We start from the raw sequence: 20731 nt of genomic DNA, 5'->3' as shown, positions 1-20731 counted from the left end.
GGTGGAAAACAACCTGTAAATACCTTTTCCTTCATGAATCGAAAGAATGTCACAAAACCTTCAGAAATGTAAATAAAAAGGACATGGCGTTAAATGGTATAATGGTATGGTTAAATTTAGTGTGGCCTTAGGAGGATCTCTATGGATAAAAAGAAGCGACGCCTAATTAGCAGAACCATCATTCTCCTGCTTTTAGGTGCAGCTTTAGTGTTTGCCCTTTATACGAACTTCACTAAAGATAAGAATGAAAGTCTGAGAAAAGGATCCGATGCACCCAATTTCGTCTTGACTGATATGAAAGGTAATGAGCATAAACTTTCCGATTACAAGGGGAAAGGCGTCTTCCTGAACTTTTGGGGTACATATTGCAAGCCGTGTGAATATGAAATGCCTTATATGGAAAATCAATATAAAAACTTTAAAGACCAGGGCGTTGAGATATTGGCGGTTAATGTCGGGGAATCTGACTATGCTGTCAATAATTTCATTACAAAGCATGATCTAACCTTTCCTGTCATGATCGATAAAGGTAGGGAAGTGGAAAATGCTTATCGCGTCGATATATTGCCTGTCACCTTTTTGGTTGATAAAGAGGGTAAAGTGATAGATATCATCACCGGAGCTTTGACAGAAGAGAGCATCCAAAAGCATATGGAGAGAATTAAACCATAAATTGGGGAGTTTTTGACATGAAAGAAGTAAAATGCGATTGTGGTCATATAAATCCGTTTGGCACAAAGATTTGTGGGAAATGCGGGATGGTGCTTGGTAACGAAAAAGAAAACAATCTTATTGATATGAGATATGAAGGAAGTGCCAGGCGTTCACAAACATATAAAAAAACGATCATTGATAAAATATGGAACTTCTTTTCTTCCGTTAAGGTAGGGGTGACGCTCATTGTCATTGCCTTGATCGCTTCAGCTATCGGGACGATTTTACCTCAGGAAATGTACATCCCTTCAACAGCTACGCCTGCAGAGCATTATGAACTGGAATACGGCTGGTTCGGAATGGTGTATTATGAGCTCGGGTTTCATAACTTGTATAGTTCATGGTGGTATTTGATTATCATAGGCATGCTGGGCATATCACTATTGATTGCCAGTATCGACCGGTTCTTTCCATTATATCGATCGTTAAAAAAACAAGGGGTCACACGTCATGACGGTTTCATGAAACGTCAGCGGATTTATGGGGTGACAAAGCTTGAAGACCAAGATATAAACCTTGAAGAAGTAAAGGATAGACTAAAAAGGCAGCGTTATCATATACGAGAGGAAAACGGTCATATACTTGCCGAAAAGGGTCGTTTTTCACGTTGGGGACCCTACGTAAATCATATTGGACTTATCGTTTTCTTAATTGGAGCATTATTGCGTTCCGTCCCTGGGATGTATATCGACAAAGTACTTTGGCTGCGTGAAGGCGAGAGAAAAGAAATTCCGGGTACAAATGGTGAATATTACCTTCAGAATAATGAGTTTACCTTAGAGGTGTATGACAAAGAGAATGAAGAAGATGAGCAGTACAGTGCTGCCATTGATAAAACCGGTACGATCGCAAAAACCTATCAATCCGATGTTACGTTGTATGAGCGCAAGGGAGAAACCTTACCTGGGGAAAAAGTGGACCTTGATAAGCTTAAAGATTATAAAATCAAAGTCAATGAACCTCTGAAACATGATCATTATGCCCTCTACCAAGTAGACTATAAACTGGATGAGCTCAGTACGATGGCATTTAATTTGATAAATAAAAAAACCGAAGAGAAATATGGAAGCTTAAAGGTTGATTTGAATAATCCTCAAAAGAAATACGAGTTGAAAGATGGATATTCCGTTGACTTGATCAGTTATTTCCCCGATTTCGAGTTCGATGAAAAAGGCGAACCTAGAACGATATCGAAGATTCCGAATAATCCAGCATTTATCTTTAAAATGCATACTCCGGATAAGCCAGAGGGTGAAGTCAGTTTCGTAGCGATTAAGGAAACTGTGGAGCCTTTAGGGGAAAACACTTATAAAATGGCTTTTAATGGTGTGGAAACCCAAGATGTCACGGCTTTGACCGTCAGGAAGGATTTAACCCTTTGGATCCTATTCACGGGTGGTATCATTTTCATGATCGGCGTTGTCCAAGGGTCTTATTGGAATCACCGGCGTATATGGATTAAGAAGAAAGATGATGAGATTTTAATGGCCGGCCATACAAACAAAAACTGGCACGGTATTAAAAGAGATATCAAACAAGCGATAGAATCAACATCACTTTCCGAACCAATGGATCAACTTGAAGAGGAGAAATCTTCTAGTAAGGGGGAAGTTTTAAATGGCTGAATTAAGCAGTAACTTTTTATATGCAGCTTTCTTATTATATCTGATCGCTACCTTTTTATTTGGGGGATCGATCAAGGATAAACGCGGAGCGGAGGAAAAGAAACAAAACAAATGGGCTAAACTGGGCATTTTCATCACCATTCTCGGTTTCGCGGCGCAAATTGGGTATTTCATCACCAGATGGATTGCTGCCGGCCATGCCCCGGTAAGTAATCTGTTTGAATTTACGACCTTTTTCGGAATGATGCTGGTCGGTGCTTTCATATTAATTTATTTTCTTTATAAAACACCTGCCCTTGGGCTATTCGCTTTACCTATTGCGTTATTGATAATCGCATATGCAAGTATGTTCCCTACAGAAATTTCGCCACTCATTCCTGCTTTGCAGAGCGATTGGCTTCATATTCATGTAACGACTGCAGCGGCAGGACAGTCGATCCTTGCCATAAGTTTCGTTACTGCCATCATTTATTTAATCAAATTCGTCGATCAGACAAAATCAAGCAAAAGAACGTTCTGGCTTGAAGTCATCATGTTCACATTAGTCTGCACCATCGGCTTCGTCATCATCACTTCTTCTTTTGCTGCCATGGATTATAAGGCGAATTTTGATTGGGTCGATAAACATGGTGCCGAGGTCAAACAGGAATTCAACCTACCGGCATTGGTAGGTCCCAATGAAGGGAAACTTATCGAGACGGATCGATTTGAACCACTGGTGGACATGCCTGCACTGATCAATGCCAAGAAACTGAATACTGTACTTTGGTCATTCGGTATGGGACTCGTCCTGTATGGTTTAATAAGGTTGATTGCCCGTAAAAGAGTGGCAGCATTGATTAAACCGATCGTTAAAAATGTGAATTTGAATTTATTGGACGAGATTAGTTATCGTTCGGTCCTTATCGGTTTTCCGATCTTTACACTCGGTGCCCTCATATTTGCAATGATCTGGGCTCAAGTGGCCTGGACACGATTCTGGGGCTGGGATCCGAAAGAGGTCTGGGCACTGGTTACTTGGTTGTTTTATGCGGCTTTCTTGCATCTGCGCATGTCAAAGGGGTGGCAAGGGGAAAAATCAGCTTGGCTTGCCGTCATCGGTTTTGCCATCATCATGTTTAACTTGATATTCGTTAATCTTGTTATTGCTGGTTTGCATTCATATGCTTGATTCTGTATTGTAATATTTAGATGAAGGGGGTCTTTTGATAGAAACGTCGAGGAGTTGGCTTATCGATTTTTCTTGAGAATGATCCCTTTTTCCATCACTCCCTTTAATAAGAATATTTCGGTGAAATAGCATTAATGAATTCTAAGTGAGAGGTCGAAGTCCTTTTTTTTGTGACAAAATGGTGAAAGGTTCATGGAAGCCAGGCGAAATTGGCTCTTTATCGTACTTTGTAAGTAAAAAGTATTAGTCATGGAAGTTTTCGTTTTGTAGAATATATGATAGGAGGCTGATTACATAATGTATAATGCTATTAAAATTCTCGTGGTGGATGATGAGGAAAGAATCCGCCGGCTGCTAAAGATGTATTTGGAAAGAGAAGAATACATAATCGATGAAGCTGAAAATGGAGATATGGCTTTAACAAAAGCCCTTGAAAATGATTATGAATTAATTTTATTGGATATTATGATGCCTGGTAAAGATGGAATCGAAGTTTGCCGTGAATTAAGGGAAAAGAAAACGACACCGATTATCATGCTGACTGCTAAAGGGGAAGAAGTGAATCGCGTTCAAGGGTTTGAAGTGGGGACCGATGATTATATCGTAAAGCCTTTCAGCCCCCGTGAAGTCGTGTTAAGGGTTAAAGCTTTATTACGCCGCTCTTCAAGCACAAGTTACATGCAGACGGAAACGACGGCAAAAGACGTGATCGTCTTCTCACATCTAACCATTGATAATGATGCTCACCGTGTACTCGCTGATAACAAAGAGGTTTCATTAACACCAAAAGAATATGAATTATTATATTTCTTGGCGAAATCCCCAGATAAGGTTTTCGATCGGGAGCAATTGTTAAAAGAAGTGTGGCACTATGAATTCTTTGGAGATCTTCGAACTGTTGACACGCATGTTAAACGCTTACGTGAAAAATTAAATCGTATATCCGAAAACGCGGCCAAGATGATTGTCACCGTTTGGGGTGTAGGTTACAAGTTCGAAGTCATTAATGACTGATGCTATGGGGCAGTGTTGTAGGGAAGCTATGGGCAACGATCCTATTGCTCGTGTCGTTTGTATTAATCGTTTTAACCGTTCTCCTGGTTGAATTCTTTGAGAACTTCCAAATTGAAAATATTGAAAATGATTTAACCAAAACCGCTGAACAAATCATTAAGGTAACCAATGAACATCAGGGATCCAGCAATGAGGTTTTACAAATAGCTTCGGAATTAATAGGCAATGAAACGAAAATGATCATTCTTAATGATGATAAAATGGTATTCTCATCCATCGGGGGAGATAATGAGTTTGAAATCACTCCGGAATCCATTAAAAATGATTCTGAATTGCTCAAGGTTTTTACCGAAAGAAAGACTGTAAAAAAGGAAATGGCCCTATCCGATGATGCGGAAAACGAGGAATTGTCCGCAATCGTAGTAGGCATTCCACTTGAATTGAATGGGGAACAGGATGAAGTTTTCCTATTTCAATCGTTGGAGTCCATGGAAGAAACCACAAAATCGACTACACAGTTCATTTTATTGGCAGCGGGCATCGCCATTATTTTGACAACGATTTTTGCTTTCTTTTTATCCACAAGAATCAATGCCCCCTTGGTGAAGATGAGGGAAGCCGCTTTAGCGATTGCCCGGGGGAAATTTGATACAAAGGTACCAATCTTGACTCAAGATGAAATCGGTGAGCTGGCCATAGCGTTTAATCAGATGAGGAAGCAACTGAAATTCAATATGAATGCACTAAGTCAGGAAAAGGAACATCTCTCAAGCATCCTTAGCAGTATGGCAGATGGGGTCATTACCTTCAATAAAGATGGCACAATTCTTGAAACGAATCCGCCAGCGGAAAGGTTTCTGCAATCCTGGTACTTTGAAAAGGGTTATAACCGGGAAGATAATGTGAATGTCCCCTTGGTTTTGATGAATCTTTTTGATGAATCAGAGTCCTTCGATAAGGAGCAAGTCGGTGAAATTACCTTGCAGGGCCGTGATTGGGGATTGATTGTCAGTCCGCTATATACAAATGCCGACAATATTCGCGGAGCGGTGGCCATCATACGGGATATGAGTGATGAAAGACGTATGGACAAACTTAGGACGGATTTCATAGCGAATGTCTCCCATGAGTTAAGAACGCCGATTTCAATGTTGCAAGGATATAGTGAAGCGATTGTAGATGACATTGCGAGCAGTGAAGAGGAAAAGGTGGAAATGGCCCGCATCATCTATGATGAGTCTTTGAGAATGGGACGTTTAGTCAATGATCTCCTCGATCTTGCTAAATTGGAATCGGGTAAAATGAACCTTAGCTATGAATGCGTACCTATTTCTCCTTATTTAAAGAGGATTACAAGTAAGTTTTCCGGGCTGGCTAAAGAAAAAGAGATCACAATATCAGCCAGTCTGCAAGACGATCAAATTCAATGGCATTTCGATCCGGACCGTATTGAACAGGTTTTGACCAATTTAATTGATAATGCGATTCGTCATACACCTCCAGGCGGTAACATTGATGTCATTCAGAGGACAAGTGATCGAAGGGGTCTCATCATTGATGTGAGGGACTCTGGATCTGGAATTCCCGAAGAAGATTTACCTTTTGTATTCGAGAGGTTTTATAAAGCGGATAAAGCAAGGACCCGCGGCCGTTCGGGTACCGGATTGGGTTTGGCCATCGTGAAAAATATAATCAATGCCCATGATGGCTTCATTTCGGTAAACAGTTTACCTAATAAAGGGACGACGTTTAGTTTTATCCTGCCTCGAATTATGGAAAATGCTGAATGAATGACGGGTGGCTTGCCAAAAAATCCTGTTTCATAAGGAACTGAGAAGACAAAGGCAATTGGATTTCTTTCCAACTTGTCTTTGTTTTTTTTTAGGAAACAAAATAAGAAGTCCCTGATATGTGGAAATTAACGGAATTTTATAATAAGATTAAAGCCGAAGTATGTAACTTTTCGTTAGGATTGACGACTATATTTATGAACGGATGTGGGGAAATGATGGATTCCGTTTTCCACGATCTTTATGAAAAATATCATCAGGAAATATATCAATTCATTTTTTATATGACTAAAAATCGAGAAACGGCTGAGGACCTTGTTCAGGAGGTCTATATCCGGGTGATGAAGGCCTATGAACGCTTCGAAGGAAAAAGCAGTGAAAAAACGTGGATGTATTCGATTGCAAGAAATGTGACGATCGATTACTTTCGGAAACAAAAAGGGTGGAAAGACAAAATCTTTCCTAACTTTGATTGGGATAGGCAATTGATAAAAGATAAAGAACCCATTCCCGAAGAAGTGGCTATCATGAACGATGAAATCCAAGGTATTTATCAATGCTTAAACCGGTGTACTGTCGATCAAAGATCCGTCATCATTTTACGATATATTCAGGGATTGTCCATTACGGAAACTGCTGAAGTATTGAATTGGAGTGAAAGTAAGGTAAAAACGACCCAGCACCGTGCTTTGAAGGCTATTAAAAAGTTGATGGAAGATTTATCAGGAAAGGAGGGCCACCGCATTGAGAAGATCCCGTTGGAAAGAAAGCGAAATTGAAGACATGCTACGCGAGCTTCCGAAATTAAAAGATGACCGAACCAAGGCAGAGGTGTTTGCGAGAATACATGATAAAAAGAAAAAGAAACACTGGATGCCTCTATTTGCGGGCGTTGCCTCCTTATTCTTAATGGTTGTTTTGGCATCATCGTTAATTATCGAAAAAAAAGGAACGACAAGTCAAGAGGGCAGCGGCGGTAGTGGGAAATTATCTCTATCTGAAAATAAGGAAATGGCGGATCTTGAATGGCAGGATGCAAGTAACAAAGAAAATCCTTTAGAAGATAAACAGGATAATCAAGAGTTTTCAAGTAAGCAAGCGGAAATCGAATCTAAAGACAAGGTTTCAGAAATGGAACCCCGAAAAGGTGAAAAGGAAAAAACATTTGCACAAGCGATCTATCAAGATGACCTTAAAAATGGATCGATCATTACGATGGGTGTCCCTGATGATCAAATGAATTTCATCGTTCCCATTTCAATTAAACTCAAACATTATGACGAAAGTGATACACTGAATCAGTTAGTTAATCAAATGTCCGATATCGATGAAGAGCAATATGGGCTATCTGACTATTTTCCACTTGATATAAAGATTAGCCAAGGAAACGATATGACCACTGCTCATATTGATTTTCAAGAAAAAAGCCAACTATTGGATGAAGATACACTTTTTCTCCATTCGATGGAGGAAACGCTTTCCTATAACAATATAGAGAAAATGACATTTTCTACAGATGGTGAGCAAGGTGCCATGTTTGCGCATGCGGGATATTTAAAGGAAGTGGATATACCTCATCAAAAAAATCGCACATACCTTCTTTACCAAAGAGATGAGTCCTCCCCAAGGTTCCTTGTTCCAAGCAATATGGGTTATGCGGACTTTGAGGAGGCGCTGCAAGCTGGAAAAGGGGAGGCGGACATCGAGGGAATTTCACCTGCAATCCCGCATGACCTGAAATGGGAAAGGATAAGCTCTAATGGAAATCTTGTGGTCATTCAATTATCAGATCAAGCTGCTATTGAAAATAGTGAGGAATCCCTTCAAGCTTTAGAAGCCATACTCTTCATAGCTAAGGATTTTGGTTTTGAAAAAGTGAAGTTTGAAAATGCTCCTATTGAAGAGGTAGGCCAGCTGAATTTAACTGAAGACATATTGGTGCCCAAAGCACCGAACCAAGTGAATTGATGCAGGGAGCAAGACTAAACGATGGGGAGGTTTTCCATATGATGGTGCTTTATAAACACCCTGTCAATGGTTGGCAAAAGCCCCTTGCATTCATAGAAAAAGTGCCCGCGCTGACGGGCACTTTTTCTTCTTATAATGAAATGCGGGCCATGAATGTAATTTCTTCTGTTTCCATTAAAAATTGTTTCATGTTGTCTTCTAATGGTAAATCAAAGCTCAAAACCATGATGGCTTCCCCGCCAGCTTCTTTTCGGCCAACCTGCATGGTGGCGATATTCACTCCGTGATCACCTAGGACTTTACCTACGTTACCGATTACACCAGGTTTATCGGTATGCTGGATATAAAGTAAATTCGATTCCGGATGAAAGTCGATTTTGAAACCATTCAAACTTACAATCCGAGAACCGTAATTTTCGATATAGGTCCCACTGATTGTTAATTCACGGTTGTCACCTTTTACTTTAAGGCTGATCAAATTCGAATAACCTAAAGAGTCCGTAGAGATTTTTTCACCAACGGTTATGTCACGCTCTTTTGCGATCAACAAAGCATTCACTTCATTGACTGATGCATCAACTCTTGATCTGAAAAAGCCAGAGATTAGACTTTTTGTAAGAATTGCTGTATCGAAATCCAATGATTCTCCTGCATACGTAACGGAGATTTCCTGAATTCCTTCATTCATGCACTGAGAAGCAATGGATCCCATTTGCTGAACAAGTTGATAGAATGGCTGTACCTTTTCAAACACTTCTTTAGATATGGCTGGAAGGTTGATTGAACTTGAGACAGGATTTCCTTCGAAATAGGTCAATACTTCTTGGGCAACCTGTACGGCAACATTTAATTGGGCTTCTTTCGTGGAAGCACCTAGATGCGGTGTAGCAATGACGCTAGCCAGTTCAAGCAGTTTATGGCCAAGTGGAGGTTCTTCGACGAAAACGTCCAGTGCCGCCCCTGCAACATGTCCTTCAACTAACATTTCATATAAATCATCTTCGTCTAGAATTCCACCACGGGCGCAGTTCAGAACATAAACCCCTTTTTTACAGGTAAGCAGTTTTTCTTTATTGATTAATCCTCTAGTTTCATTTGTTAATGGTGTATGAACAGTAATGATGTCTGCTTTAGGAAGCAATTCATCTAACGGCAGGGCCGTTACGGACATTTTCTTTGCACGATCGACAGTCAGGAACGGATCATAAACAATGACATCCATGCCAAACACTTTAGCACGTTTGGCAATTTCCCCTCCGATACGTCCAAAGCCAACTATACCTAATGTTTTACCACGAAGTTCAGTTCCCGTAAATGAAGAACGTTTCCACTCCCCATTCTTCAGTGAAGCATATGCTTGGGGAATGTGGCGCATTAATGAAGCCATCATGGCGAAGGTATGTTCAGCTGTTGAAATGGTATTGCCGTCAGGTGCATTAACCACGACAATCCCGCGTTTTGTCGCCGCGGGGATGTCTATGTTATCAACTCCGACACCAGCGCGTGCTATAATTTTTAACTGCGGCATACGGTTCATTAAATCTTCCGAAACCTTCGTTGCACTTCTCACAAGAATTGCATCGATCTGATCAAGTTCGTTTGCAGCTTCCTCTACGGTCTTCTGAATGAGATGAATATTGGATGCCTCTGATAGCGGTCCGAGTCCTTCTGGTTTAATGGCGTCTGCTACTAAAATCCGATACACGTCTAAACACCTTCCTAGGGAAAAGAATTATCTTAAATTTCAGTTAATTTTACAATTGAAATGCTGATTATGTCAATTTGGCTTATCCGGATGTAAGCGCTTAATAAAATTATTATCATCTGATCATTTGTTTAATGCCGCGATATCAATGGCTTCGTCTTCGTTTGCATAATAAAAAAAAAATTTCGAATTGTCATTTTGTAAATCCACAATTTGTTTTAAGCCATTCACTGCGACGATCAATATTCATCCTAGATGCATCAACTGAGAAAAAATGCTATCAAAAAAAGGGAATTTCAGATATAATGGGAAGTATAAAAAATTTTATAGGTCTATCTTCGGGGCGGGGCGCAATTCCCCACCGGCGGTGATGAAGGAATATCTCCTTCTAAGCCCGCGAGCCTTACAAGGCAGGATTTGGTGTGATTCCAAAGCCGACAGTATAGTCTGGATGGGAGAAGATGGAGGTTCCTGAGTGCGTTTCAACAATTATTTGCTGAACGTTTGTTTGATGTAACCTTTAATTTATCCCTTTAATTCTATTGGAATTAAAGGTTTTTTTATTGAGCATCAACATATTTTGGAACCCTAACCTCTTTTTCAGGTAGATCGGAAAAGAAGGAGAGAGAACTATGAAAAAGAACAAAGTGAAAAAAACGGTCACACTTGCCATGATGGGAAGCATTTCTTATTTATTGATGCTTTTAAATTTCCCGTTTCCAGGATTCCCGCCTTTTCTCAATGTTGATTTTAGCGACATACCAGCACTGATGGCGGCATTGATTTTCGGTCCGATGGCTGGAATTCTAGTCGAGTTCATTAAAAACCTATTGGATTTAGTCATGACAGGGACCTTGACTGCTGTACCTGTGGGGCATATCGCTAACTTTATAGCGGGAATACTGTTTGTCTTGCCAACTTATTATGTATTTCAGAAAATCAATTCAAAAAAAGGGATGACATTCGCTTTACTTGCGGGGACAGTTTCCATGGCAGTATTCATGAGTGTTTTAAACTATTTTGTCTTTTTACCGGCTTATACCTTCTTTATGGGAGGGGATGCAATGTCGGCGCCCGAGTCAAGAAAGTTCGTTACGACGGCAATCTTGCCTTTTAACGTGATTAAAGGCGTACTCATCACATCTGTATTCATGTTGCTGTTCATTAAATTACAGACATGGATCAATAAGCAAACATTATATAAAAATGCTTAATGGCATTGTTGATAGACATAAAAAAACAACCGGATATCCATATTCGGTTGTTTTTTATGTCTGTTTTTTTTGTATGAGAGGATGTAATGAGACATTGGCCAAAAGAAAAGCCATTCTCGATTGAAAATGGCTTGTACTTTTATTCGAATTTTAGTGCATCTCCATCAAATGCCTCGTCAGCAACTTTAATGGAATCCGTTGGACATCCTTCAAATGCATCCATCATGTCGTCTATAAGTACATCTGGAATTTCAACGATTCCCTCGTTATCGTCAAGGGTAACAAATGCAATCCCTTCGTCATCATAATCATATATATCTGGTGCCGCTGCTCCGCAAGCTCCACAAGCTATGCATGTTTCTTTATCCACAATAGTAAATTTAGCCATGAATATAACCCCTCCTAAGTTGATTAACAACTGATAATCTTTTTATTTCAGATTATTATCTCTTTCTTATTGTAAGACCGAATGCCAAACTTTTCAATAGAAATTGTATTGATAATTACTATCATGTAGCGGAATGTCAACGAAAAACATCGAAATAATTAACTTTGTTCTTTCCATGGTTCGTCATTTAGTCACATAAATTCCCTTGTATTCATCAATAATAACGGCGATTTTTGCAGTTTTTTGTTACAATGGGTTTATTGGTAAATGAAAAAAGGATGTGATTCCCATGAATAATTATCTACAGGCCATCATTCTATATGCGATAAAAAAATTTCAAGGCGAACGCTCCATTTATGCTATATACCATATGCTACAGGGTAAGAAATCGTCACAAACAATCCAAGATGCCCATTTATTCGGGTTAACGGATATTTTTGGGACAATGCCTCGATTTACCCGTCAGCAATTGAATCAAAACATTGAACATTTACTTAAGCATGACTTGATTAATTTAACGGATAAATCGGATGCATATGAAATTAGTATGCAAGGTGAGCGAATGTTAGGCGATTACTTTAAAAATAATCCTTTTCCGACGTATATAAATGGTTGGAAATATCACAATATCACCCCGGTTTTCTGGGGAAGGTTAAACTTACTCATTCAAACCATATCCCATATTGTCCACAATGAAAGACGTTTTTATCCGATACAGCGAAATCCCAAAATCCAATTCTTCGTAAAGGAATTTTTACATGCAAATCGTCAGGATCGAGCGTTGATCGCCCAACATCTATATGATGAACTGATATCTCTTTTAGAAAGTCAAAGTGATATGAAACGAGACATTTTCATTATGAAATTAACCGGGATAAACAGGATTGGTCTTACGTTTGAACAGATTGCAAAAAGGAAAGATGTAGAAGAAGAGTATGTTCGCTTTACATTCCTTGACTCATTGCATCAAATGCTTGCAGAAATGGAAACGGGAAAGGATTACCCTCTCTTGTCCTCATTAACCAATGATTGGAAAAGAAGTGGGAATCCTCATTTGACACAATCTACAAAGACTACTTTACGATACATCCAGGAAGGGAAAAATCTGGGTGAAATAGCTGAAATCCGCAGATTGAAAGTCAATACCATCGAAGATCACCTCGTAGAAATTGTCTTATCGGAAAAAGATTTTCCGATTTCCGATTATGTGACTATCGAGGATGAGAGGGAAATTGCTGAAGCTATTAAGGAACTTGGTACGAAAAAGCTCAAAGCAATCAAGCAGATGGTCGATAATAAACAAATAAGCTTTTTCCAAATAAGACTTGTACTTGCGAAAATAGGTGAGTGATGATGAACATAGAACGAGTCCTCAAAGAAAAATTCGGATTTGATGAATTCCGTCCTGGACAAAAGGAAGTGGTTGAATCATTGATGTCCGGCCGTCATACCTTAGCGATGCTCCCAACCGGATCAGGTAAATCATTATGCTACCAGCTGCCGGCTTATCTTTTAAATAAGACTGTCCTAATTGTCTCCCCGTTATTATCTTTAATGCAGGATCAAGCAGATCAGCTGAAGATGAGTGGCGAAAAAAGTGTATTGACCCTCAACTCTTTTTTAACGCTAAATCAAAAAAGGAAAGCTTTCGACCGGTTACATAGTTATCGTTTTATCTTTTTATCTCCTGAAATGCTTAGCCTGGATGGTGTGATAAAATCTTTGAAATCCATAGAAATAGGTTTGTTCGTCATAGACGAAGCACACTGCATCTCACAATGGGGGTATGATTTCCGTCCGGATTATTTGAATTTAGGAGAAGTGAGGCGTGTATTGAACAATCCGTTGACTCTTGCCCTGACAGCAACTGCAACCGATGAGGTCCGGAGGGACATCGTTGGTAAACTCAACATTGGACAGGCCAAGGAAACGGTCTCATCTGTTGATCGGGAAAATATTGCAATTATTGTCGAGCGAATGTTCAGCTACGATGAGAAGCTAGCCCGTGTGCTGGAGCTTGTCAGGAAATTTACCGGAAGCGGAATTATATATTTTTCCTCTAAAAAAGTGGCGGAATCAGTCACTGGGTTTTTACAGGATAACGGGATCGATAGTGTCAATTATTATCACGGTGGAATGGAACAGGAACAAAGGATGCTCATTCAGCAGCAATTCATTTCCGGCCAGTTGAAAATTATATGTGCAACAAGTGCTTTTGGAATGGGTGTGAATAAATCGGATGTCAGATATGTTATCCATTTTCATATCCCGTCCACGATGGAATCATATCTTCAGGAGATAGGCAGGGCGGGACGAGATCGGAAACAAAGTGTGGCTGTCTTATTATATAGCGAAGGGGATGAAGGGCTCCCCCTGCATTTGATGGAGCAACAGTTGCCTACGGATTCGCAAATCGATGGTGTATGTTCTTTCCTTAATGCATCACAAAAAATTCTGGCGAATTTGACCCCCTCAGAAAAAGAACAGCTGTCTCAATCCTTTTCGTTGAACGAAATCCAGCTCCGTTTTTTTACGCAGCTTATTACGGGCCATATAAATCCTCTAGATCAAGTGGCAGAGATGAAAGAGTATTGTCAAAAGAGGAAATCCAGGAATCAAGAAAAGCTGCATAAATTCCTTCACTGGATATACGCAAAGGAATGTCGCCGTTTAGGGATACTGGACTACTTTGGGGAAAAGCAAAGGGAAGTGAACCCCATCTGCTGTGATATCTGTGGGATGGATGCTGAAAAAATGGCTGATGTATGGCCGGAAGTCAAGGTGGATCCGGTCAATTCCTTTTCCACTTGGAAAAAGGAATTGGCTTATATCTTATTAAAGAAGGAAAATAGCAATGAAAAATAAGCAAGCTGAAATGATTAAACAACTTACAGATAAACAGTTGCTATATAATTTGTTTCTTACACAAATTATTCTCTTAACGTTAGCCATCTTTTTAGGTATTATTTTATTTAAAGACCGTTCTGCTTTTTTCGACTTATTTATCTTTGATGACCTGAACATTTTGCTGATTGGAATTCCTGCTGGAGTCATTGTCGTGTTATTAGATTTATGGCTTATGAAAGTGACACCATCTTCCTATCAGGATGATGGTGGTATTAACGAACGCATTTTCAGTAGTTTGTCATACCCGATGATTTTTGTCGTAACTTTAGTGGTAGCGATAAGTGAAGAAATCTTATTCCGTGGAGTGTTGCAAACACATTTTGGTTTGCTTCTTACAAGCCTCATTTTTGCAGCCGTTCATTATCGTTACCTTTTTAATTGGTTTTTATTTTTAAATGTTTTGGTTTTGAGCTTCTTTATCGGTTTTCTATTTGAAATGACTAATAATATCATCGTGACGATAACGGCCCACTTTTTGATTGACTTTATCCTTGGTATTTTAATCAGGAACAAAAAACAAAGAGGGTTTAGCAAGAAAGGGGGTGACTTGAATGAGCCGAGTGCAAAAGAATGAAAAAGAAAACGATCAGGCTGGTGAACTTCGTTCGCGAATTGAACGTCAGAAGGCTAAGTCATCATTGCCCAAGCGGAGCAAAGTCCACCAGAATAAGAAGAAAAAAAGTAAAGTGAAGATTAAGTTCCCAATGATACAATTATTAGCGTTATTTTTTATTTTGCTTCCAATTGGATTTTACACTCTTTATACATATCTGCAGGATAGGCCTGTACCTGTTAAAAAAAGTGACCAAGTCGTCTTTAGTGAGGAAGATACTGAATCGATTCCAACTACAGCAATGGCAGATGATTTAAAGGAAAAAGAATCGGCAAAGGCTGAAGCTGAGAAAGAAAAAGAAGAAGCTGAGGCTAAAGCCAAAGCACAGCAAGAAGCTGAGGAAAAGGCTAAAGCACAGCAAGAAGCTGAAGAAAAGGCCAAAGCACAGCAAGAAGCTGAGGAAAAGGCTAAAGCACAGCAAGAAGCTGAAGAAAAGGCCAAAGCACAGCAAGAAGCTGAGGAAAAGGCCAAAGCGCAGCAAGAAGCTGCGGAAAAAGCCAAAGCACAGCAAATAGCTGACGAAAAAGCAAAGAAGGCAGCAGCAGAAAAGAAAAAGGCTGCCGAAAATGTTCAAGCCGCGAAACCGGATAAAGAGGAATACAAAGTTGTCTTACATACTGTTCAAGGTGAAGAAACATTATTTCGCATTTCCATGAATTACTACAAATCACAGGAAGGGATTGCTCTGATCAGGGAGTGGAATGGGCTGAATGGCAATGAAATTTCCCAAGGTCAGGTATTGAAAATTCCGATTAAGAAATAACGATGGCACTCTGTCTTTTAGGCAGGGTGTTTTTAAAATTGTTTGACTTGGTAAAGTTTGAAGGTAAACGCGACAGGTACATTATCATTTTTTCCTCTACTCTTTCATATCATGATTTGAAAGAGCAGAGGAGGAAATGCGATGGAATCGACAATCATTTTATTGGATGAGAAAACGGATCAAGCAACAAAACAAATGCTGCAGAATGTCGTGGATCGAAAGAAAAAATTCGAGGCACTTAAAAAGAAGCACCTTCAAAGCTTATGGGCAACCATGATTGTTGCTGCCCTTTTTATGATTTATCTTTATTTTTATATCGTTGTCCCCTATTCCTATTCCTTTTTCAGTATGTTTAGTGTTTTCGTCGACCATTTTAGCCATTTTCTTTTTTTGGCGGCAGCAATTGGTCTATATGGATATATGGTTTTAATTAAGAAAAAGCTTGATAAAGCTGAAAAGGAGTTTCAACTGCTGCGTTGTGAAATCATTAATAAAAGTAAGCAACTGTGGGAAAAAGAGGAAGAATGGAAAAGTCGCCATAAGGTTTTTGAAATGATGAAGAAGAATTATGATATTAACTTATATCATGAAAATAAATGATGGTCGCGTTAAATCATATTTAATTGCGGGGGAATATGGTTTTATGGTTATATGAAAGTACGTTTGGGATAAGGTTGGAAAGAAGGTTTAACTAAGATGTTATGGTTATCTGGATTATTTTTAGTCATCATTCTGCTGTCATTTGCCACGATCATTTACATGTGGCGTACGGCTATGCAAGATAGGCTGATTTATCAAGACTTATATTTCAAAGACTTTCCTGAAGACTTTGGCGATGTTCGGATTTTTTTTATATCCGATCTTCATCGACGGATCGTTGCGGATAAATTAATTGAGGAAGCCCGTGACAAGGCAGATTTGGTGATAATCGGCGGTGACATTAGGGAAAGCGGGGTTCCCTTAGACCGTGTGGAAAAAAATATATTGAAACTAAAAGAACTGGGTCCCCTTTATTTTGTTTGGGGTAATAATGATTATGAAGGAGACTTCCATGAACTGGATGCGACTCTTTTGAAACATGGTGTGAAAATCCTTGATAATACAGCTGTTTCTTTTGAGTCTCAAAATGGCAGCAAAATCGCTCTTCTGGGCATTGATGATATATCGGAAGAACGAGATAGGCTTGACCTTGCCCTGTCGGATTGCGGCAATGAAGATTTTCGGATTTTGGTGAGCCATAATCCATTGGTCAAGAAACAGTTGACTCCGGAACACCATATTAGTCTCGTCCTGTCAGGTCACACCCATGGCGGGCAGATTCGCATTTTCGGATTCGGGCCCTATCAGATTGGCAGCATAAAAAAAGAAGGGGACTGTTTATATATGACGAGTAATGGCTATGGGACAAGCGCAGTGCCTTTGAGGCTTGAGGCTAAGCCGGAAACGCACCTCTTCACCCTGAAAAGGGGGACAGACACTGAAATAGGCGAAGCTGTGGAAAAAAACTATTAGGCTGCTTTTAATCGAGCATATCGGGATTTTACAGACCTTGAAAAATCCACTATAATTTCAACAAATGATCGTACAGTTATTGGAGGCCTTGTAAAACCATGCAAGAAGGTAAATATAATATAAAGGCAGTTTCAAAACTGCTAGACATTCAGTCGGGAACCCTTAGGGCATGGGAAAGACGCTATAAATTTATCGAACCTGTCAGGAATGAATCAGGGCACCGGCTGTATACTGAAAAACATCTGCAAATCCTAAAGTGGCTCATTAATAAAACAAAGCAGGGTTTTACAATAAGCCAAGCCGTTTCACTTCTCGAAAGTACTGGCACTCTAACGCCTGGAGTTCCTGAAACGAACCGTAAGGATGAACAAGCGCTTAAGTTATCGGATGAATTAATCGAAGCTCTATTGAATTTCAATGAAAATAAAGCCCATATGCTGATAAGCCAAGCATTCAGTATGTATACAATCGAACAAACCATAGTTGATGTACTCGGTTCAATATTGGTTCAGATTGGGGATAAGTGGGAAAGTGGGGAAATTACTTCCGCTCATGAACACTTTGCGTCGAACATCCTAAAATCCAGGATCAGTTCAGTTATGCATACGATTCCGACTAATGGTTTTCTTCCGAAAGCCATTACCGTTTGTGCTCCCGGTGAAAAACATGAATTTGGACTATTGGTCTTTACCATTTTTTTAAAGCGGAAAGGGTATGAAACCATTTATTTAGGTGAATCTATTGCTGATAAGGACCTTTTCACCGTTTTAGACATCATAAAGCCCTCTTACCTATTCATGTCATGTTCACTGAAAGAGAATCTTGATGGAACATTTAGGCTGGTTGAAGCGTTAATAAAGGATTTCCCGGATTTGAAGGTGGGTCTTGGCGGTGCGGCTCTGAGCCTTATTTCCGAAGAAAACAGTACGGCCTTCAGCGGAGTTTTAATGGGGGACACGCAATCTAAATGGGAGGAATGGCTGAAAGATTAGCGGCCGGCGGCTTAGGCTAAATAATGGATATGCACCCTGCGACCAAGGCTTCATATGATGTATGAAGATGGTAACCAGGGGGCATTTTTTTATGAAGCTGGAGCGATTAACTAATAATAAAATCAAGATTTTTTTGACCCTTGATGATTTAATTGATAGAGGTATAACAAAAGAAGATATTTTAGGGAATTCCTTAAAGGTCCACAAGCTATTTCAGGATATGGTCGAAGAAGCGTGCGAAGAACTCAGCTTTAAAATGAGTGGTTCCATTGCAATCGAAATTTTCTCCTTGCCTGCTCAAGGGTTGATAATCATTGTGACAAAGGACGAAGAGGAATTATTGACTGACGAAGAGGAATTCTTGGATTTACAAGTGAAAATTGATGACTTCCCCCATATTCTGTATGTTTTCAATGACTTTGAAGATATCGTCCAATTATCTCTTAGATTATCTTTTCAAGGTTTGCTTAAGAGTACTCTTTATCATTTTGAGGGAAGATATTATTTACTTATCGAAAATGTTAAAGACACGACCTATGACACGGTCATATCTTTAGCGGCTGAGTATGGCCATGCATCTACATTGACACTCAGCCGCATCAATGAATATGGAACATGTATAATCGAAAATGAAGCGATACATGTTTTGCTCACACACTTTAGCTGATGTAAAACGAATGAGACAAGGCAGCCACATTATGGTAAAACAATGCGGTTTGCCTTATTTGTCTCAACTTTCGGCCGAAGAAGATATACGATAAAAGAGTAAGAAAACCGTTGATATGATAACGTTTTCATTTTTAGAATATTTCCAACTTTTAAATTCCCATTTTTACTCTTGCATAAATGTAACGAAGGTGTATACTAGCACATGAAGAGGACTATTTGTACATTATAATTTTATATATGGATGAGATTTTCTAGGAGGTACTTTTAATGGAATCGGCAAAAGGCAATAGCCATGTAAATGAAGAAGAAAAACACGACGTACTGAGGTCTACCCAAACTGTAATACATAAAGCTTTGGATAAGCTGGGTTACCCGGAAGAAGTTTTTGAGCTGTTGAAGGAACCTTTGCGTTTATTAACGGTGAAGATACCGGTCCGCATGGATGATGGCTCGGTTAAAATTTTCACGGGTTACCGTGCACAGCATAACGATGCTGTTGGGCCTACAAAAGGTGGTATCCGTTTTCACCCTGATGTAACGGAACGTGAAGTGAAGGCATTATCCATTTGGATGAGTTTGAAATGCGGCATCGTAGATTTGCCATACGGCGGGGGTAAAGGCGGTATCGTTTGTGATCCTCGTAATATGTCATTCCGTGAGCTTGAAAGGCTGAGCCGGGGCTACGTGCGTGCTATCAGCCAAATCGTGGGGCCGACTAAAGATATCCCGGCACCTGATGTATTTACAAACTCTCAAATAATGGCATGGATGATGGATGAATACAGCCGTATGGATGAATTCAACTCGCCAGGATTCATTACGGGTAAACCGCTAGTGCTTGGTGGTTCTCATGGCCGTGAATCAGCCACTGCTAAGGGTGTAACGATCTGTATCAATGAAGCTGCCAAGAAACGCGGCATCGATATTAAAGGGGCACGGGTCGTCATTCAAGGTTTTGGTAACGCAGGTAGTTTCTTAGCTAAATTCATGCATGATGCAGGTGCTAAAGTTATTGGGATTTCGGATGCATATGGTGCACTTCATGATCCTGAAGGATTGGATATCGATTATCTTCTCGATCGGAGAGATAGTTTCGGAACCGTAACGAAATTGTTTAAAAGCACAATTTCTAATAAAGAACTGCTTGAATTGGAATGTGATATTTTAGTTCCGGCTGCAATTGAAAACCAAATCACAGAAGAAAATGCTGCTGATATCAAAGCATCGATCGTTGTCGAGGCAGCTAACGGACCTACAACAATTGAAGCGACACAAATCCTAACGGATCGCGGAATCCTTCTTGTTCCTGATGTCCTTGCTTCTGCTGGTGGTGTAACGGTTTCTTACTTCGAATGGGTACAAAATAATCAAGGATATTACTGGTCTGAAGAAGAAGTGGACGAAAAGCTGGAAAAAATCCTTGTGAAATCTTTTAATAACATTTATGAACTTGCACAATCAAGACGTGTCGATATGCGTCTAGCGGCTTATATGATTGGCGTAAGAAAAATGGCTGAAGCTTCTCGCTTCCGTGGTTGGATCTAAAAGATCCAAATCATGTATAAATTTATCGTTAAAATCATGTTCATTGCTTTATCATTGAAATGATTTGTAAAAACTCCTATCATGTATTGATAGGAGTTTTTATTTTTTAGACGAACGAATTACATAGTGCATGGAAAGGCA

Annotated in this window: 19 protein-coding genes and 1 riboswitch; of the genes, 17 read left to right on the top strand and 2 right to left on the bottom strand. The window is 39.7% G+C overall.

The genetic code is table 11. From position 1 onward, the window contains the following. The first annotated feature begins 141 nt into the window (after positions 1-141). The 7 genes from resA to Q8G36_RS07345 all read left to right on the top strand — a co-directional run bounded on the left by resA (position 142) and on the right by Q8G36_RS07345 (position 8282). Positions 142-672 carry a thiol-disulfide oxidoreductase ResA gene (gene resA, locus Q8G36_RS07375; protein ID WP_305160129.1) on the top strand — a complete coding sequence of 177 codons (531 nt, stop codon included), beginning with the start codon at positions 142-144 and terminating at the stop codon, positions 670-672. A gap of 17 nt (positions 673-689) precedes the next feature. Beyond that, on the top strand, positions 690-2339 hold the full coding sequence (gene resB / locus Q8G36_RS07370; protein ID WP_305160128.1) for a cytochrome c biogenesis protein ResB: 1650 nt from the start codon (positions 690-692) through the stop codon (positions 2337-2339). Beyond that, positions 2332-3510 carry a c-type cytochrome biogenesis protein CcsB gene (gene ccsB, locus Q8G36_RS07365; RefSeq protein ID WP_305160127.1) on the top strand — a complete coding sequence of 393 codons (1179 nt, stop codon included), beginning with the start codon at positions 2332-2334 and terminating at the stop codon, positions 3508-3510. The genes resB and ccsB overlap by 8 nt, the downstream gene beginning before the upstream one ends. A 297-nt stretch (positions 3511-3807) precedes the next feature. Continuing rightward, entirely contained in the window at positions 3808-4524 is a 717-nt protein-coding gene (locus Q8G36_RS07360; RefSeq protein WP_305160126.1) for a response regulator, read from the top strand. Further along, on the top strand, positions 4521-6314 hold the full coding sequence (locus Q8G36_RS07355; RefSeq protein WP_305160150.1) for an ATP-binding protein: 1794 nt from the start codon (positions 4521-4523) through the stop codon (positions 6312-6314). Before Q8G36_RS07360 ends, Q8G36_RS07355 begins: the two co-directional genes overlap by 4 nt. A 218-nt stretch (positions 6315-6532) precedes the next feature. Further along, entirely contained in the window at positions 6533-7093 is a 561-nt protein-coding gene (sigX, locus tag Q8G36_RS07350) for an RNA polymerase sigma factor SigX (RefSeq protein WP_305160149.1), read from the top strand. Further along, positions 7059-8282 (top strand): hypothetical protein, encoded by a 1224-nt coding sequence (locus Q8G36_RS07345; RefSeq protein ID WP_305160125.1) that lies wholly within the window; start codon positions 7059-7061, stop codon positions 8280-8282. The genes sigX and Q8G36_RS07345 overlap by 35 nt, the downstream gene beginning before the upstream one ends. 130 nt (positions 8283-8412) lie before the next feature. On the opposite strand, the gene serA is transcribed toward Q8G36_RS07345, so the two are convergent. After that, on the bottom strand, positions 8413-9987 hold the full coding sequence (gene serA, locus Q8G36_RS07340; protein WP_305160124.1) for a phosphoglycerate dehydrogenase: 1575 nt from the start codon (positions 9985-9987) through the stop codon (positions 8413-8415). Between the two features lie 330 nt (positions 9988-10317). Continuing rightward, positions 10318-10454: riboswitch (FMN riboswitch) on the top strand. 165 nt (positions 10455-10619) lie between these two features. On the opposite strand from serA, the gene Q8G36_RS07335 reads away from it, so the two are divergent. Further along, the gene (locus Q8G36_RS07335) at positions 10620-11201 is read left to right on the top strand and encodes an ECF transporter S component (protein WP_305160123.1); all 582 of its coding nucleotides are present in this window, start codon (positions 10620-10622) and stop codon (positions 11199-11201) included. Between the two features lie 139 nt (positions 11202-11340). Here the strand turns inward: Q8G36_RS07335 and Q8G36_RS07330 are convergent, their stop codons facing one another. Then, a complete protein-coding gene (locus Q8G36_RS07330) occupies positions 11341-11589 on the bottom strand; it encodes a ferredoxin (protein WP_034308087.1) in 249 nt (82 codons plus the stop codon). Between the two features lie 289 nt (positions 11590-11878). On the opposite strand from Q8G36_RS07330, the gene Q8G36_RS07325 reads away from it, so the two are divergent. The 9 genes from Q8G36_RS07325 (at position 11879) to Q8G36_RS07285 (ending at position 20590) form a co-directional block, all read left to right on the top strand. After that, positions 11879-12940, top strand: a complete 1062-nt coding sequence (locus tag Q8G36_RS07325) for a helix-turn-helix domain-containing protein (protein ID WP_305160122.1) — start codon at positions 11879-11881, stop codon at positions 12938-12940. A 2-nt stretch (positions 12941-12942) separates the two neighbouring features. Then, entirely contained in the window at positions 12943-14454 is a 1512-nt protein-coding gene (locus Q8G36_RS07320) for a RecQ family ATP-dependent DNA helicase (protein WP_305160121.1), read from the top strand. Continuing rightward, a complete protein-coding gene (locus tag Q8G36_RS07315; protein WP_305160120.1) occupies positions 14444-15070 on the top strand; it encodes a CPBP family intramembrane glutamic endopeptidase in 627 nt (208 codons plus the stop codon). Before Q8G36_RS07320 ends, Q8G36_RS07315 begins: the two co-directional genes overlap by 11 nt. Further along, entirely contained in the window at positions 15048-15872 is an 825-nt protein-coding gene (locus Q8G36_RS07310; RefSeq protein ID WP_305160119.1) for a LysM peptidoglycan-binding domain-containing protein, read from the top strand. Before Q8G36_RS07315 ends, Q8G36_RS07310 begins: the two co-directional genes overlap by 23 nt. Positions 15873-16013: 141 nt before the next feature. Next, positions 16014-16472, top strand: coding sequence for a YpbF family protein (locus Q8G36_RS07305; protein WP_063233188.1), 459 nt, complete (start codon positions 16014-16016; stop codon positions 16470-16472). Between the two features lie 96 nt (positions 16473-16568). Next, a complete protein-coding gene (locus Q8G36_RS07300; protein WP_305160118.1) occupies positions 16569-17384 on the top strand; it encodes a metallophosphoesterase in 816 nt (271 codons plus the stop codon). A 98-nt stretch (positions 17385-17482) separates the two neighbouring features. Beyond that, positions 17483-18376, top strand: coding sequence for a MerR family transcriptional regulator (locus Q8G36_RS07295; RefSeq protein WP_305160117.1), 894 nt, complete (start codon positions 17483-17485; stop codon positions 18374-18376). Positions 18377-18467: 91 nt separating this feature from the next. After that, complete coding sequence (locus Q8G36_RS07290) at positions 18468-19043, top strand: genetic competence negative regulator (RefSeq protein ID WP_305160116.1); 576 nt, start codon at positions 18468-18470, stop codon at positions 19041-19043. A gap of 269 nt (positions 19044-19312) precedes the next feature. Further along, a complete protein-coding gene (locus tag Q8G36_RS07285) occupies positions 19313-20590 on the top strand; it encodes a Glu/Leu/Phe/Val family dehydrogenase (protein WP_305160115.1) in 1278 nt (425 codons plus the stop codon). Positions 20591-20731: the final 141 nt, after the last annotated feature.

Source organism: Peribacillus frigoritolerans (genome assembly GCF_030676415.1).
Lineage (GTDB): Bacteria > Bacillota > Bacilli > Bacillales > DSM-1321 > Peribacillus > Peribacillus frigoritolerans_A.
This window is presented reverse-complemented; position numbering and strand designations above follow the sequence as displayed.